Origin of the sequence: Pseudoduganella aquatica (assembly GCF_009857595.1) — a bacterium.
Taxonomy (GTDB): Bacteria; Pseudomonadota; Gammaproteobacteria; order Burkholderiales; family Burkholderiaceae_D; genus Rugamonas; species Rugamonas aquatica_A.
Genome location: NZ_WWCU01000006.1, coordinates 1 through 15,082, shown reverse-complemented (window position 1 = coordinate 15,082; position 15,082 = coordinate 1). Strand labels below are relative to the sequence as shown.

17 protein-coding genes are annotated in these 15,082 nt (G+C 65.3%); 11 read left to right on the top strand and 6 right to left on the bottom strand.

Going from position 1 to position 15,082, the window contains the following annotated elements:
* The 7 genes from GTP77_RS07570 (at window position 1) to GTP77_RS07540 (ending at window position 5,723) form a co-directional block, all read left to right on the top strand.
* On the top strand, window positions 1–969 hold the full coding sequence (locus GTP77_RS07570) for a D-alanine--D-alanine ligase (protein ID WP_161071568.1): 969 nt from the start codon (window positions 1–3) through the stop codon (window positions 967–969).
* A 5-nt stretch (window positions 970–974) separates the two neighbouring features.
* On the top strand, window positions 975–1,742 hold the full coding sequence (locus GTP77_RS07565) for a cell division protein FtsQ/DivIB (protein ID WP_161071567.1): 768 nt from the start codon (window positions 975–977) through the stop codon (window positions 1,740–1,742).
* A 48-nt stretch (window positions 1,743–1,790) separates the two neighbouring features.
* Window positions 1,791–3,023: a cell division protein FtsA gene (gene ftsA, locus GTP77_RS07560; RefSeq protein ID WP_056398831.1), complete on the top strand. Its 1,233-nt coding sequence runs from the start codon at window positions 1,791–1,793 to the stop codon at window positions 3,021–3,023.
* A 143-nt stretch (window positions 3,024–3,166) separates the two neighbouring features.
* Window positions 3,167–4,387 (top strand): cell division protein FtsZ, encoded by a 1,221-nt coding sequence (gene ftsZ / locus GTP77_RS07555; protein WP_161071566.1) that lies wholly within the window; start codon window positions 3,167–3,169, stop codon window positions 4,385–4,387.
* Window positions 4,388–4,492: 105 nt separating this feature from the next.
* Window positions 4,493–4,996, top strand: a complete 504-nt coding sequence (locus GTP77_RS07550; RefSeq protein ID WP_161071565.1) for a peroxiredoxin — start codon at window positions 4,493–4,495, stop codon at window positions 4,994–4,996.
* 119 nt (window positions 4,997–5,115) lie between these two features.
* Complete coding sequence (locus GTP77_RS07545; RefSeq protein ID WP_161071564.1) at window positions 5,116–5,451, top strand: hypothetical protein; 336 nt, start codon at window positions 5,116–5,118, stop codon at window positions 5,449–5,451.
* Complete coding sequence (locus GTP77_RS07540; protein WP_161071563.1) at window positions 5,448–5,723, top strand: type II toxin-antitoxin system RelE/ParE family toxin; 276 nt, start codon at window positions 5,448–5,450, stop codon at window positions 5,721–5,723. Before GTP77_RS07545 ends, GTP77_RS07540 begins: the two co-directional genes overlap by 4 nt.
* Before the next feature lie 10 nt (window positions 5,724–5,733).
* Here the strand turns inward: GTP77_RS07540 and GTP77_RS07535 are convergent, their stop codons facing one another.
* On the bottom strand, window positions 5,734–6,237 hold the full coding sequence (locus GTP77_RS07535) for an SET domain-containing protein (protein WP_161071562.1): 504 nt from the start codon (window positions 6,235–6,237) through the stop codon (window positions 5,734–5,736).
* 67 nt (window positions 6,238–6,304) lie between these two features.
* Window positions 6,305–6,841, bottom strand: coding sequence for a carboxymuconolactone decarboxylase family protein (locus tag GTP77_RS07530; protein WP_161071561.1), 537 nt, complete (start codon window positions 6,839–6,841; stop codon window positions 6,305–6,307).
* A gap of 131 nt (window positions 6,842–6,972) precedes the next feature.
* Here GTP77_RS07530 and GTP77_RS07525 point away from each other — a divergent pair, with 131 nt between their 5' ends.
* The gene (locus GTP77_RS07525) at window positions 6,973–7,932 is read left to right on the top strand and encodes an AraC family transcriptional regulator (RefSeq protein ID WP_161071560.1); all 960 of its coding nucleotides are present in this window, start codon (window positions 6,973–6,975) and stop codon (window positions 7,930–7,932) included.
* Here the strand turns inward: GTP77_RS07525 and GTP77_RS07520 are convergent.
* The gene (locus GTP77_RS07520; protein ID WP_161071559.1) at window positions 7,895–8,350 is read right to left on the bottom strand and encodes a DUF2628 domain-containing protein; all 456 of its coding nucleotides are present in this window, start codon (window positions 8,348–8,350) and stop codon (window positions 7,895–7,897) included. The two genes, GTP77_RS07525 and GTP77_RS07520, sit on opposite strands and share 38 nt — an antisense overlap.
* Before the next feature lie 229 nt (window positions 8,351–8,579).
* Between GTP77_RS07520 and GTP77_RS07515 the strand changes: the two genes are divergently transcribed.
* Together GTP77_RS07515 and lpxC are read left to right on the top strand one after the other, a co-directional pair.
* Complete coding sequence (locus GTP77_RS07515) at window positions 8,580–9,422, top strand: DMT family transporter (RefSeq protein WP_161071558.1); 843 nt, start codon at window positions 8,580–8,582, stop codon at window positions 9,420–9,422.
* A gap of 110 nt (window positions 9,423–9,532) precedes the next feature.
* A complete protein-coding gene (gene lpxC / locus GTP77_RS07510) occupies window positions 9,533–10,471 on the top strand; it encodes a UDP-3-O-acyl-N-acetylglucosamine deacetylase (protein WP_161071557.1) in 939 nt (312 codons plus the stop codon).
* Here the strand turns inward: lpxC and GTP77_RS07505 are convergent.
* On the bottom strand, window positions 10,465–10,947 hold the full coding sequence (locus tag GTP77_RS07505; RefSeq protein WP_228895087.1) for a DciA family protein: 483 nt from the start codon (window positions 10,945–10,947) through the stop codon (window positions 10,465–10,467). The genes lpxC and GTP77_RS07505 overlap by 7 nt on opposite strands.
* 276 nt (window positions 10,948–11,223) lie before the next feature.
* On the opposite strand from GTP77_RS07505, the gene secA reads away from it, so the two are divergent.
* The gene (gene secA, locus GTP77_RS07500; RefSeq protein ID WP_161071555.1) at window positions 11,224–13,974 is read left to right on the top strand and encodes a preprotein translocase subunit SecA; all 2,751 of its coding nucleotides are present in this window, start codon (window positions 11,224–11,226) and stop codon (window positions 13,972–13,974) included.
* A 102-nt stretch (window positions 13,975–14,076) separates the two neighbouring features.
* Here secA and GTP77_RS07495 read toward each other — a convergent pair whose 3' ends face one another.
* Both GTP77_RS07495 and GTP77_RS07490 read right to left on the bottom strand, forming a co-directional pair.
* Window positions 14,077–14,385 (bottom strand): helix-turn-helix domain-containing protein, encoded by a 309-nt coding sequence (locus GTP77_RS07495; protein ID WP_161071554.1) that lies wholly within the window; start codon window positions 14,383–14,385, stop codon window positions 14,077–14,079.
* Window positions 14,382–15,082: HDOD domain-containing protein (locus tag GTP77_RS07490; protein WP_161071553.1), on the bottom strand; the 701-nt coding region annotated here is incomplete at its 5' end. The genes GTP77_RS07495 and GTP77_RS07490, both read right to left, overlap by 4 nt.

The following is a 15,082-nucleotide window of genomic DNA, read 5'->3' as shown; positions in this document are numbered from 1 at the left end:
GTGAACGCGACTCAATTCCTCTCCGCGCAAGAAGCGCAAGCTTTCGGCAAAGTTGGCGTGCTGTTCGGCGGCCGTTCGGCCGAGCGCGATGTGTCCATCATGTCCGGTTCCGGCGTGCTGGCCGCGCTGCAAAGCCAGGGCATAGACGCCCACGCCTTCGACCCGGGCCAGCGTTCGCTGGCCGAGCTGGCCGCTGAGAACTTCGACCGCGTGTTCATCGCGCTGCACGGCCGCTTCGGCGAAGACGGCAGCCTGCAAGGCGCGCTGGAACTGCTGGGTATTCCTTACACCGGCAGCGGCGTGATGGCCAGCTCGGTGGGCATGGACAAGATCACCACCAAGATCCTGTGGCTGGCCGAACACCTGCCCACGCCGAAGTACGCCGTGCTCAACGCGAACTCGGACCTGGACAAAGTGGCGGCCAGCCTGGGCCTGCCGCTGATCGTCAAACCGCCTCACGAAGGCTCGACCATCGGCATCACCAAGGTGGAGCAGGCGGCCGATTTCAAGGCGGCCTACGACATCGCCGCAGCGCTGGACGACTCGGTGCTGGCCGAGGAATTCGTCACCGGCCGCGAATTTACCGTCGCAGTCCTGGGCACCGGTGTCAACGCGCGCGCGCTGCCCATCGTTGAGATCGTCGCGCCGCAGGGCAATTACGACTACCAGAACAAGTACTTCACCGACGACACGCAGTATTTCTGCCCCGCCGTGCTGGACGCGGCGCTGACCGCCGAAATGCAGCGCATCGCCGTGCAGGCCTACCGCTCGCTGGGCTGCGAGGGCTGGGGCCGGGTCGACGTGCTGCTGCGCGTGGCCGACAACAAGCCCTTCCTGCTGGAAGTGAACACCTCGCCGGGCATGACCAGCCACTCGCTGGTGCCGATGGCGGCGCGCGCGGAAGGCATCAGCTATGAGCAGCTGTGCGTGGAGATACTGCGCTCGGCACGACTGAAGATGAAGGGGTAGGCAGCATGTGGCAAGACGCGAGAGCCTTGAACGCAACCGCCAGCGGCATTTTTGCCGCGGTGGTGCTGGCTTGCGCGGCTTCCGGCGTGTGGTGGGTGTCGCAGCGGCCGATGTTCAACCTGCGCGCGATCCGCGTGGAGACCATGGACCGGGCGGACCTGCGCCATGTGAACCACCTGACGCTGCAAGCGGGAACCTCGGGCCGCATCCGGGGCAACTTCTTCACCACCAACCTGGACTCGGTGCGGCAGGCTTTCGAATCCGTGCCTTGGGTGCGCCGCGCCACGGTGCGCCGCGAATGGCCGGACCAGCTGGTGGTGGCGCTGGAGGAGCACGAGGCGCTGGGCACCTGGGGCGAGGACGGCCGCCTGCTCTCGACCAAGGGCGACGTGTTCACCGCCAACCTGGCCGAGGCGGAGGAAGACCATGAGCTGCCCGCCTTCTCCGGACCGGAAGGCAGCGAGAAGGAAGTGCTGTCGCGCTTCGGCGAACTGAAAGCGTGGTTCGCGCCGGCGCAGCTGGAGCCGCAGGCGCTGGACTTGTCGGGCCGCTACGCGTGGACCGTGAAGCTGGACAACGGCATGAGCGTGGAGCTGGGCCGCGAGCAGACCAGGTCCACGCTGAAGGAAAGGGTGGACCGGCTGGTGGGCATCTGGCCGCAGCTGGCGAACCGGGTGCAGAACATAGAGACGATAGACATGCGGTACCAGAACGGATTGGCGCTCAGCGCAGCGGGACTGAAGATTCCGCCGGAAGGCAAGAAACCGAAATAAGCATGGCTAAGCACAGACACTTTAAAGCATATAAAGCAGGCAAATGAAATGACAAAAGACGCGAAAAACCTGATCGTCGGCCTCGACATCGGCACCTCGAAAGTGGTGGCCGTGGTGGCCGAGGTGATGGGCGATGGACGCCATGAAGTGATCGGGCTGGGCCAGCACGAATCGAAGGGCTTGAAGAAGGGCGTGGTGGTTAACATCGAAGCGACCGTCGAGTCCATCCAGCGCGCGCTGGAGGAAGCCGAGCTGATGGCCGACTGCAAGATCCGCAACGTGTACGCCGGCATCGCGGGCAGCCATATCCGCTCCTTCAATTCGAGCGGCATGGTGGCCATCAAGGACAAGGAAGTGACGGCCACCGACGTGGCGCGCGTCATCGAAACGGCCAAGGCGGTTAATATCCCGACCGACCAGCAATTGCTGCACACGGTGCCGCAGGAATTCATCGTCGACAGCCAGGAAGACGTGCGCGAGCCTATCGGCATGAGCGGCATCCGCCTGGAAGTGAAAGTACACATCGTCACCGGCGCGGTGAGCGCGGTGCAGAACATCGTCAAGTGCGTGCGCCGCTGCGGGCTGGAAGTATCGGACCTGATACTGCAGCCCATGGCCTCGGCCGACGCGGTGCTCACGCCGGACGAGAAGGAACTGGGCGTGGTGCTGATCGACATCGGCGGCGGCACCACCGACGTGGCGGTGTTCTCGGACGGCGCCATCCGCCACACGGCGGTGATCCCCATCGCCGGCGACCAGATCACCAACGACATCGCGATGGCGCTGCGCACGCCGACCTCGGAAGCGGAAGAGATCAAGATCCGCTACGGCGTGGCCAAGCAGGTGCTGGCCGATCCGGGCGAGCACCTGGAAGTGCCGGGACTGGGCGACCGCGGCCCGCGCAACCTGTCGCGCCAGGCGCTGGCGGCCGTGATCGAGCCGCGCGTGGAAGAGCTGTTCGCCATGGTGCACCAGGTGGTGCGCGAATCGGGCTACGAGGGCGTGCTGTCGTCGGGCATCGTGCTCACCGGCGGCACCTCCATCATGCCGGGCATGGTGGAAATGGCGGAAGACATTTTCCTGAAACCGGCGCGCATGGGCACGCCGGACTATCGCGGCCAGCTCGCCGACGTGGTGCGCAGCCCGCGCTACGCCACCGTGCTTGGCCTGCTGCTGGAAGCGAAAAAGCAGTACCTGCGCGGCCATATCGTTACGCGCCAGGATGGGTCGGTGAAAGCGGTATGGCAGCGCATGAAGGAATGGTTCCTCGGTAATTTCTGAAGTATGTGGTTTTAGTGTTGCATTGGTTTTGACGGTTTTTGAACTTAATATAATTTTTAATTGAAACCGCAGTTTTCAATCCCCAGCTCTCCTAACGATATGAGGACTGGCGATTGAAAACGGCATTCTGATAGGAGCACATCATGGAGTTTGATATGGTCGATAACGCAGCTTTGGGCACCGTCATCAAGGTCGTCGGCGTCGGCGGAGCAGGTGGCAATGCAGTTCAGCACATGATCAACAAGGGCATGAGCGGCGTGGAATTCATCGCCGCCAACACCGACGCGCAAGCGCTGTCGGCCTCGAAGGCCGGCAACATCATCCAGATCGGCGAGACCGGCCTGGGCGCGGGCATGAAACCGGAAGTGGGCCGCAAGCTGGCCGAAGAATCGCGCGCGCGCATTGAAGACGCGCTGCGCGGCGCGCACATGGTGTTCATCGCCGCCGGCATGGGCGGCGGCACCGGCACCGGCGCCGCGCCTATCGTGGCCGAAGTGGCCAAGGCCATGGGCGCGCTGACCGTGGCCGTGGTGTCCAAGCCGTTCTCGCACGAAGGCCAGAAGTGCATGGACATCGCCGACGAAGGCCTGGAGCAGCTGGCCGCCAACGTCGACTCGCTGATCGTGATCCTGAACGAGAAGCTGGAAGAGATCTATGAAGACGAATCGCTGATCGAGTGGCTGCAGCACGCCGACGATGTGCTCAACAACGCCGTCGCCGGTATTGCCGAGATCATCAACGTGCCTGGCCATATCAACGTCGACTTCAACGACGTGAAGACCATCATGGGCGAGCAGGGCAAAGCCATGATGGGCACCGCCACCGCCTCCGGCGTGGACCGCGCGCGCATCGCCGCCGAGCAGGCCGTGGCTTCGCCGCTGCTGGACGGCGTGGACCTGTCCGGCGCGCGCGGCGTGCTGGTCAACGTGACCGCCTCGCGCGGCCTGAAAGGTAAAGAGATCAAGGAAGTCATGGCCGCCGTGCGCGCCTTCGCCGCGCCGGACGCGTCGATCGCACAGGGCATCGCCTACGACGACGAGATGGGCGACGCGATCCGCGTGACCGTGGTGGCCACCGGCCTGGGCAAAGCCAAGAAGCATGTGCAGCTGGTCCAGCAGCCTATGCTGCGCACCGGCACCCACAATGCGCCGCAGGCAGCGCTGGGCGGCGGCGCCGTGACCTCGTCGGTGACGATGGGCGGCGTGGGCGGCGGCATCTCGGGCGGCGGCGCGCAAGCCTTCGACGGCATGAAGGCGCCTGCGGTATGGCGCCGCGAATCGGCTTCCGAGCAGGTGAACGCGCTGCAGAAGTCGGGCATGGAAACCTACGACATCCCGGCCTTCCTGCGCAAGCAAGCCGACTAAGCGCGCAGCCGACGCATTCCTCCAACCTCTGGCATACTTCGAGTTCTTGCCAGAGGCAAGCCGCGCCTGGCGCGGCTTTTTCACAACCATACAAAAGGAGTCACCATGACCATCAAGATCGGCGACAAACTGCCGGAAGGCACCCTGTCCGAATTCATCGAAACCGAAACCGAAGGCTGCTCGCTGGGTCCGAACACCTTCAAGGTGGAAGACCTGGTCAAGGGCAAGAAGATCGCCATCTTCGGCCTGCCGGGCGCCTACACCCCAACCTGCTCGGCGCAGCACGTGCCGGGCTATGTGAAGCACGCGGCCGAGCTGAAAGCCAAGGGCGTGGACGAGATCTGGTGCATCAGCGTGAACGACGCCTTCGTCATGGGCGCCTGGGGCCGCGACCAGAAAGCCACCGGCACCGTGCGCATGATGGCCGACGGCAACGCCGCCTACTCCAAGGCGCTGGGCCTGGACGCCGACTTCAGCAAGTTCGGCATGGGCACCCGCTCGCAGCGCTACTCGCTGCTGGTGGAAGACGGCGTGGTCACCCAGCTCAACATCGAGCAGGGCGGCAAGTTCGAAGTCTCGAACGCGGAAACCCTGCTGGGCCAGCTGTAATCCCGGCTCTCCCGCAGCAAAGCACAACGGCGCCGATGGCGCCGTTTTTGTTTTCTTGGCTGGTGAAATATCAAGGTATGATCGTGGCGTGCTTGCATAATTTGAGCACGGAGGCTGCCATGCAATTTCTGACCCTGGAACAACTACAGCAGGACCACGCCGCAGGACGGGTGGATTCGATAACTTTGCAGGCGGATGGCGCCGGGTTCGAAGTGCAGATCGTCGCAGGGGGCGGCTTGCACCGGCTGGCGAGGCGCTTCACAGAGCCAGGGGAAGCGTTGCAGCTATTGCGGGACGCCGGGATTAGCGATGTTCACATCGCTGGTAATGATGCCGCCAGCCATGCCATTCGGAAAGCTCTGTCTGGGCTCGAGGACGGCAGCAATACCATCTATGCCCCGGATGATTGGGAACTGCTCAGGACAAACAAAAGGATGCAACGAGACGCGCCATGAAGCGCGTTCTGCGTAGCCGCAGCTACCAGGAGGATCTGGATGATATCGAACGCTATATCGCCAGGAGCAATCCGCGCGCAGCTGTTGATTTGTGGCTGCGTATCGACGAACAGGTCGACAAGTTAGCTGATCCAAATTTCCCTCGGCGTCCCGGCCGGGTAGCCGGCACCTTCGAGCTGGTGGCGCACAAAAATTACATTGTTGTCTTTTACGAGGACGTATCCTCGGTTTATGCCTTGAACGTCATCCATGCGCGCAAACGCTACCCTTGAACGGAATGGATCAGGTGGCGCTGTGCGCGTCGCTTTTGGCGGGCTTGCGGCTGCGGCGCTTGGGCGCGAGCATGACGCCGGTGCAGGACGGCGCGCCGCAGTAGCAGGCGAAGGCGCGCTTGACGGCGGGCGTGTGGCGCGCCTCGTAGATCAGCGCGTAGTTGTAGTTCAGTTCCTCGCCGGCGTCGATGTGGTGCAGCGAGTAGATGAAGACCTTGCCGTCTTCCTCGTAGGCTTCGCAGTTGGGTTCGCAGGCGTGGTTGATCCAGCGCGCGTCGTTGCCGCCGCTGCCGCCGTCGATCAGGCTGCCGTCCTCCAGGCTGAAGAAGAAGGTGTGGTTGATGGGGCCGCCCCCCGCTTCCGCCCGCCGCGCCGACTCGTCGCTGCTGATGCGCTCGCCGGTGTATTCGATAATGCGCGTGCCCGGCGGAATGTCCTCGCGCGCGAACACGCCGCGCCCGTGGATGGGGGATTCTTTGACGATGTAGAGCGGGAGGTCGGTAGGGGTAGGCATGGCGGTAATATTACCGCAGCTTGCGGGCTGCGTGCCACATCTCCCGCAAGCGTTTCTCCGCCGTCTATCAATCCGCTGCCGGGAAATCCAGCGCCGTGTCGTTCACGCGGTTCACCAGGTTGGTGAAGGTGATGCTGGCGATGGCGAGCAGGGTGTCGACGATTTGGGCGTCGCTGTAGCCGGCCGCCTTCACGGCGGCCACGGCTTCGGCCGGCACCGTGCCGCTGCTGCGCGCCAGGGTGTGGGCAAAGGCGGCCAGCGCGTCGGCGCGGTCGTCGCCGGAGGCGCCGCCTTTGCGCACGGCCAGGATGGCGGGGCGGCTCAGGCCGGCTTTCGCGCCCATCAGCGTGTGCGCGGCCAGGCAGTAGTCACAGCCCGCGTCTTCGCTGATGGCCAGCTTGATGATCTCGATTTCCTTGACGCTCAGGCTGGATTTTTTCAGCGCGCCGTCCAGGTTGAGGGCGGCTTCCAGGGCGACCGGGCTGTTGCTGCCAACCGCCACGTAGGCGTTCGGCACCATGCCGATGGCGCCTTTGATGGCGGTGAACAGCTGGGCGGCGTGGCCGGTGGCTTCGGTGGTGGCGATGGTGTGCAGACGGCTCATGATATTTCCTCTCAGTGTGGGACCGACTGGGTTTGTGTGTCGGCATGGAAAGAAGTTTAGGCCGCTTGGGTGAATCTTTTAATGCCTGAAATGCGCTAAAATTTGCTTAATCGTCTCAATCGGAGAGTCCCATGGGAGCTTTAAGCCGCTTGCTGTCGCTGTATCCGGTGCAGACCGCGCTGGACATCCGCTGCCATTTCGGCGCGCCCTGGGTGCTGGACCAGCCGGCCGAGCCGGCCGGAGTGGCGCCGTATCACCTGGTGGTGAGCGGCGGCGGCTGGCTGGAGGTGGGCGCGCAGCGCGGCATCGCGGTGCAGGCGGGCGACATCCTGCTGTTCCCGCACGGGTCGCCGCACAAGCTGCACACCGGCGATCCTGCCGCGCAGCCGCCGGTGCCGCGCGCGTTCGAGAGCGGGCAGGTGGTGCGCGTGTACGAGAACGGCGGCCAGGGGGAGGCCACCGACATCCTGTGCGGGCGGCTGGAGTTCGGCGCTGGCGGCCCTCATCCGCTGCTCGCCGCGCTGCCCGAGCTGATCCACGTGCGCACGGCGGGGCGCGACGACTTCGCCGGCCTGCAGTCGCTGATGGCGATGCTGCGGGTGGAGACCGAGACCGTCCGTCCAGGCGCGCGGGCCGTGGTGTCGCAGCTGGCGTCGGCCTTGTTCGCGCTGCTGATGCGGGCCTGGCTGGAGCAGGCCTCGGCCATGCCGGGCCTGTTTGCGCTGCTGGCCGAGCAGCGGCTGCAGGCGGCGCTGCTGGCCATGCTGGCCGAGCCGGAAAAGCCGTGGACGCTGGAAGAACTGGCCGGCCTGTGCCACATGTCGCGCGCCACGTTCGCGCGGCTGTTCCAGAAGGCTGCCGGCAGCACGCCGGCGGCGGTGCTGACGCAGACGCGCATGGCCAGGGCGGCGGCCCTGCTGGCGCAAGGGCGGCTGCCGGCCGGGCAGATAGCCGAGCAGGTGGGCTACCAGTCCGAGGCCGCGTTCAACCGCGTGTTCAAGCGCAGCTACGGCGTCGGCCCCGGCGCTTACCGGCGCGGCGCGGCGGCGCCGCTTACAGCCAGCCGTCGTCGTCCAGCACCATCTTCTTGAAGTAGTCGACATTGGCGCGGGTGGCGAACAGGGCGGAGGGGATGAAGCACAGCAGTGCCGACGCCATCACACTGTGCAGGCCGAGCGCGCCGAACAGCAGGCGCGCGGCGCACACCAGCAGCGCCGCCAGCGCCGTCAGCACCAGCGCCTTGCGCGCCATGCCCTTGGCCACGTAGTAGAACGGCCCGAACAGGAAAGCCCAGGGATTGAACAGCACCTGCGCCCGTTCGGCCAGGCTCAGCTCGATTGATTGCGGCAGGTCCACGCCGCCGCCTTTCTGCAGGGCCGCGAAGATGGCTTTCCAGCCGTCGGGCAGGCCGGGCAGGGCCAGCGCCGAAGCCGCGACGTCGGCGCCGCAGTTGAAACAGAAGTCTGCGGTGGACGAGGCTTGGGATCCGCATTGCTGGCAGAACGGCATTTATTTCCTTGGTGGGGAGGATGCCTGCCATGATACCGCCGCGCCAGCCCGCAAAAACACGTGCTTTGTCACACTGCCCGGGCGCGGCGCGGAATAAAGTCGCTGCGCGGCGGACGCGGTGCGTAAACGCAACACTCGCGCACTTGCTATAATCGGGCGCCCCTCACGACGCCACGCGCAAGGAGCTCCTCTGACCCCGCAAGCCGAAAACCTGCGCAGCATCTACGCCATGCTGATCGCTGTCGCCATGTTCGCGCTGATGGACACGGCCATGAAACTGCTGTCCGCCCACTATCCCGCCATGCAGGTGACGGCGCTGCGCTCGCTGTCGTCGCTGCCACTGGTGTGCGCCTATATGGCCTACCGCGGCAAGTTCGGCGGCATTTTGCGGGTGCGCTGGCCGCTGCAGCTGCTGCGCGGCGTGCTCGGCATCGGCATGCTCACCATGTTCGCCTACGCGCTGAAAAGCCTGCCGCTGGCCGACACGTATTCGATCTTCTTTATCGCGCCGGCGCTGATCACGGCGCTGTCGGTGTTCATCCTGAAGGAAAAGGTGGACGCCATGCAGTGGGCCGCCATCGTGGTCGGGCTGGGCGGGGTGTTGGTGGTGCTGCGGCCGGACGGCGCCAGCTTTATTTCGCTGGCCGGGCTGGCGGTGCTGGGCTCGGCGGCGTGCTACGCGGTGTCGGCCATCGCCAGCCGCATATTGAGCCGCAGCGACGCCAGCGAGCACATCATGTTCTGGCTGCTGGTGATGATGGGGACCGGTTCGGTGGCCATGTGCTGGCAGGGCTGGGTGGCGATACGGCCGCAGGACTGGCTGATTATCGCCGGGCTGGCGCTGAGCGGTTTTTTCGGCCAGCTGGCCATCACCATCGCCTTCAGCATGGGCAAGGCCTCGATCGTGGCGCCGTTCGAATACTCGGCGCTGGCCTGGGGCGTGGCGATCGACTGGCTGCTGTGGAACACGCTGCCGGACGGCTACACCCTGCTGGGCGCGGCCATCATCATCGGCAGCGGCATCTACCTGGTGCGGCGCGAAGCGGTGCACGCCGAAGCCGAGCACCCCTAGCAGCCTGAGCCGCATTTACTCCACTTCGGGGTCTGACCCCAAATTGCGCGAAATGCGGCTCAGCTCGCCTGGCCGGGGCGGGGCAGCGGCATCTCCGATATAATTTGCGGATGCTAAAACAACGCACCATCAAAGAAAAAGTCTGCACCACCGGCGTGGGCCTGCACTCGGGCACCAAGGTGGTGCTGACGCTGCGTCCGGCCGCGCCCGGCGTGGGCGTCGTGTTCCGCCGCGTGGACCAGGAGCCGCCGGTGGAGTTCCCGGCCTCGGCCATGGGCGTGACCGATACCCGCATGGCCACCGTGCTGAGCAAGGGCGACGTGCGCATCTCCACCGTCGAGCACCTGATGTCGGCTTGCGCCGGCCTGGGCATCGACAATCTGTACGTGGACGTGAGCGCCGAGGAAATCCCCATCATGGACGGCTCGGCCTCGTCCTTCGTCTACCTGCTGCAGCAGGCCGGCGTGCAGGAGCAGGACGCGGCCAAGAAATTCATCCGCGTGCTCAAACCGGTGGAAGTGCGAGAAGGCAAACCGGGCAACGAGAAGTGGGCCCGCCTGGTGCCGCACGACGGCTTCAAGCTGGACTTCTTCATTGAATTCAACCACCCGGCGGTGGACGGCACGGCGCAGCGCGCCAGCATCGATTTCGGCGACGTCACCTATGTGCAGGCGATTGCCCGCGCGCGCACCTTCGGCTTTATGCAGGACGTGGAGATGCTGCGCGGCATAGGCCTGGCGCGCGGCGGCTCGCTGGAGAACGCCATCGTGATGGACGAGTACCGCATCCTGAACGCGGACGGCCTGCGCTATGACGACGAGTTCGTGCGCCACAAGATCCTGGACGCGATCGGCGATTTGTACCTGGTCGGCCACCCGCTGGTGGCGGGCTACGAGGCGCACAAATCGGGCCACGCGCTGAACAACCAGCTGCTGCGCGCGCTGCTGGCCGATCCGTCGTCGTATGAAGTGGTGACTTACGACACGGTGGAGTCGGCGCCGGATTCCTATGTGCGCCAGATGACGCACGAGTGGGACCTGAATCAGTAATCGGGCCGGTCGCGGCGGCGCTGCACCAGTAGCTGCAGCGCTTCGATCAGGTGGCCGTTCTGCTTGCTCTGCTCGAGCGACTTGCTCAATTCCTCGAAGGCGGTGACGGCAGCGGGCGGCAGGCTCAGCGTGCGCATCTGCGGCTTGATGTCGGCCGCCTTCATCATCTGCACCCGCAGGCGGATGTTGTTAATCTGCCACCCGCGCTGCTGCAGCGTATCTTGTAATTTCGGCAGCTGCTGTTTGAGCTTGGCCGCCACGGCCGAGCTGGGGGTGGACAGCAGCAGATGGCCGTCCTCGAACGCCAGGATTTCGCAATGGCTGAACATGCTGGGCAGGGTGGCGGCGCAATCCTTCTGCAGCGCGGCCATGCGCTCGATGGCCGGCAGCAGGGCCGCCATCTTGTCATTTCTTTTCAGAAAGTCCGTCGCCACCTTGGGCGAGCGGCCTTGATTGAGGGAATTGAATAAGCGCATGGCCCGAAACATACCACAGCCCGCCGCCCGCCCCAAGCGAGCTGAGCCGCATTCGCCCTCCTTCGGGGTCTGACCCCGGATTGGGGTGAGTGCGGCTCAGCTCGCTTGTAGGAATGGGCTGAAAGTGGCGGGAAAATCCGAGTTTGTTACCATACTGGCTATTGTTATACGGGGCAATAACCCAACCTTGGCCGGACGGCATGATAAAATCATCGGTCTTTTGCCCTTGGCAAGCTGAGCACCCTACACCCTAGCTTTTTTTAACGGCGTTAACCAATGTCCTTACTGACCCAGATTTTCGGCAGCCGCAACCAGCGTCTGCTCAAGCAATATCAAAAAACGGTACGCGAAATCAATGCGCTCGAGCCGGCCATGGAGAAGCTGTCGGATGCCGAGCTGCAGGCGAAAACCCCGGCCTTCAAGGAACGCATCGCCGGCGGCGAGGCGCTGGACGCCATCCTGCCGGAGGCCTTCGCGGTCTGCCGCGAGGCGTCCAAGCGCGTCTTCAAGATGCGCCACTTCGATGTCCAGCTGATCGGCGGCATGGTGCTGCATTACGGTAAGATCGCCGAAATGGGCACCGGCGAGGGCAAGACCCTGACCGCGACCCTGCCGGCCTATCTGAACGCGCTGTCGGGCAAGGGCGTCCATATCGTCACCGTCAATGACTACCTGGCCCAGCGCGATGCCGAAACCATGGGCAAGCTGTACAACTGGCTCGGCCTGTCCACCGGCATCAACCTGTCGCAGATGGAGCACGCCGCCAAGCAGTCCGCCTACGCGGCCGACATCACCTACGGCACCAACAACGAATTCGGCTTCGATTACCTGCGCGACAATATGGTCTTCGAGGCACGCGACCGCGTACAGCGCGCGCTGAACTTCGGCATCGTCGACGAGGTGGACTCCATCCTGATCGACGAGGCCCGCACGCCGCTGATCATCTCCGGCCAGGCCGAAAACCACACCGATCTGTATTACAAGATCAATGAAGTGCCGAAGATGCTGACCCGCCAGGTTGGCGAGGAAACCCCGGACGGCAAGGGCAGCGTTGAAGTGCCCGGCGATTACACCAAGGACGAGAAGGCGCACTCGGTGCTGCTGACCGAAGCCGGCCACGAGAAGGCAGAGGCCATCCTGGTGCAAATGGGCCTGCTGCCGGAAGGCGCCTCGCTCTACGATTCGGCCAACATCACGCTGGTGCACCATCTGTACGCGGCCCTGCGCGCGCACGCGCTGTACTTCAAGGACCAGCACTACGTGGTGCAGAACAATGAAGTGGTGATCGTCGATGAATTCACCGGCCGCCTGATGACGGGCCGCCGCTGGTCCGACGGCTTGCACCAGGCGGTGGAAGCCAAGGAAGGCGTGAAGATCCAGAACGAGAACCAGACCCTGGCCTCGATCACCTTCCAGAACTACTTCCGCATGTACGCCAAGCTGGCCGGCATGACCGGTACGGCCGATACCGAAGCCTACGAATTCCAGGAGATCTACGGCCTGGAAACCGTGGTGATCCCGCCTAACCGCCCGTCGGCGCGCAAGGACAAGCAGGATCAGGTCTACAAGACCAACCAGGAAAAGTACAACGCCATGCTGCTGGAAATCCGCGAGTGCTACGACCGCGGCCAGCCGGTGCTGGTGGGTACCACCTCGATCGAGAACTCGGAGCTGCTGTCGGGCATCCTGACCAAGGGCGGCCTGCCGCACAACGTCCTGAACGCCAAGCAGCACGCCCGCGAAGCGGAGATCATCTCCCAGGCCGGCAGCCCGAAAGCCATCACCATCGCCACCAATATGGCGGGCCGAGGCACCGACATCGTCCTGGGCGGCAATGTGGAAAGCCAGATCAAGTTCATCGAAGCGAATCCGGAACTGAGCGACGCCGACAAGGCCGCCCAAGCCCAGGCGCTGCGCGCGGGCTGGCAGGCGCTGCACGAGCAGGTGGTCGCTGCCGGCGGCCTGCACATCGTCGGCACCGAGCGCCACGAGTCGCGCCGCGTCGACAACCAGCTGCGCGGCCGCGCGGCGCGCCAGGGCGATCCCGGCATGTCGCGCTTCTTCCTGTCGCTGGACGATCCTTTGCTGCGCATCTTCGCGGGCGACCGCGTGCGCGCCGTGATGGACCGCCTGAAAATGCCGGAAGGCGAACCGATCGAGGCGGGCATCGTGTCCCGTTCCATCGAGTCGGCGCAGCGCAAGGTCGAGGCGCGCAACTTCGATATCCGCAAACAGCTGCTGGAGTATGACGACGTCGCCAATGACCAGCGCAAGGTGATTTACCAGCAGCGTAACGAGCTGCTGGAAGCGACCGATATCTCGGAGATGATCCAGTCGCTGCGCCATGGCATGTTCACCGACATCGTGCGCGAGTTCGTGCCGGAGGAATCGGTCGAGGAGCAGTGGAATATCCGCGGCCTGGAAGCGGCCCTGGCCACCGAGTGGCAGGTGCAGGTGGATCTGCAGGCCGCCCTGGCGGCCGACGCCAGCCTGACCGACGACGAAGTGCTGGAGAAGGTGCTGGCTGCGGCCGACGCCGTGTACCAGGCCAAGATCGACATCGTGGGCAAGGACGCCTTTGGCGGCTTCGAGCGCAATGTCATGCTGCAAAGCGTGGACAGCCACTGGCGCGAGCATCTGGCGGCGCTGGACCACCTGCGCCAGGGTATCCATCTGCGCGGCTATGCGCAGAAGAATCCGAAGCAGGAGTACAAGCGCGAGGCCTTCGAGCTGTTCGGCCAGATGCTGGACATGATCAAGAACGAGGTGGTGCGCCATGTGATGACGGTGCGCATCCAGTCGCGCGAGGAAATCGACGCGGCCGAAGCGGCCATGCAGGCCACCCACCTGGAAAATGTGCATTACCAGCACGCGGACTTCAATCCGAATGCGGCGCCTGAGGAGTTGCTGGCGCCAACCGCGGCGCCCGCGTCGGCGGACGACGGCGGCCTGCGCGTGGGCCGCAACGACCCTTGCCCTTGCGGCAGCGGCAAGAAGTTCAAGGCTTGCCACGGCAAGCTGGCTTGATGCGGGCCGGGCGGCGCGCAGCAGCAGGCTGCGCGGCCCGTGGCGGCAGCTAGTCTCCATCCCCGCCTTATGGCGGGTTTTTTTTTGCGCGCTGCCGGCGCCTCAGCCTGCCGCTTGGGCGGCTTCGGCCTGCTGCTGCGCACCGGCGCGGCGGCGGTACGGGCGGTGCGGATAGCTGCTGTCGCACGCCAGCAGCAGGCGCTGCGTGGCGAATGGCATGCCGAAGGCTTCGTGCAGGCGCAGCATCACTTCGGCGCTGACGCGCTGGCGGCCGTTGCGCATCTTGCTCATCAGCGGCGGACCGATGCCGGCGGCGCGGCACAGCGCGGCGTCGTTCTTCAAATGCTGCTCCTTGATCAGCGTGTCGAACAGGTGGGCGGCGCCGCCGCCGCAGGGGCCGGTGGTGGTCATGTGGGTCTCCTCTCTGGTTGGCGATAAATGGGGGCGGCGGCGGCGGGGCGCGGCCGCTGGGCGCAGGGCAGGTCGAGCGCCACGCACCAGCGGCGCCAGGCCAGGCCGGCGCGCTCGGTAAGCGCGAGCAAGGCCGGCACGTTCAGTTCCAGCAGGGCGCCGGTGGCGGCCAGCTCCGGCAGCAGTTCGGCGCGCTGCTCCGGCTCCGCAGCGCACACCTGGGCCACCTGCTGCGCCAGGTGCAGCTGCCTGGCCAAGGCGCGCGCCGGGGCGGTAGCGCATTGTTCGGGCGCGTCCAGATGTTGGACGGCTTCGGCCAGGGACGGCGCCACGTTCCAGTGGCGCAGCATGGCCGCGCCCAGTTTCAGGTGGTTGTAGCAGTAGCGCGCCTCCTCCATGGCCAGCAGGACGTCGGGCTGCCAGCGCGCCGCCTCTGCTTCGCGCAGCAGCTTGGCGTAGGAGCGCGGACGCGAGCTGGCCAGCCCGAGCTGCCCGCAGCCGGCCAGCAGTCCCGCGCTGAACAGGGCGGCCCCGGCCATTGCGCCGCCCAGCTGCTGCGCGGCGCAGGCCAGCGCCAGTGCGCGCGACCAGTATTGCGGGTAGGCGAAGGCGCCGCAGGGGCCGCGCCGGTGGGCGCCGAGCAGGCCCAGGGCCAGCGTCATCTGCTGCACCACGGCCGGGCCCAGCGCGGCCAAGG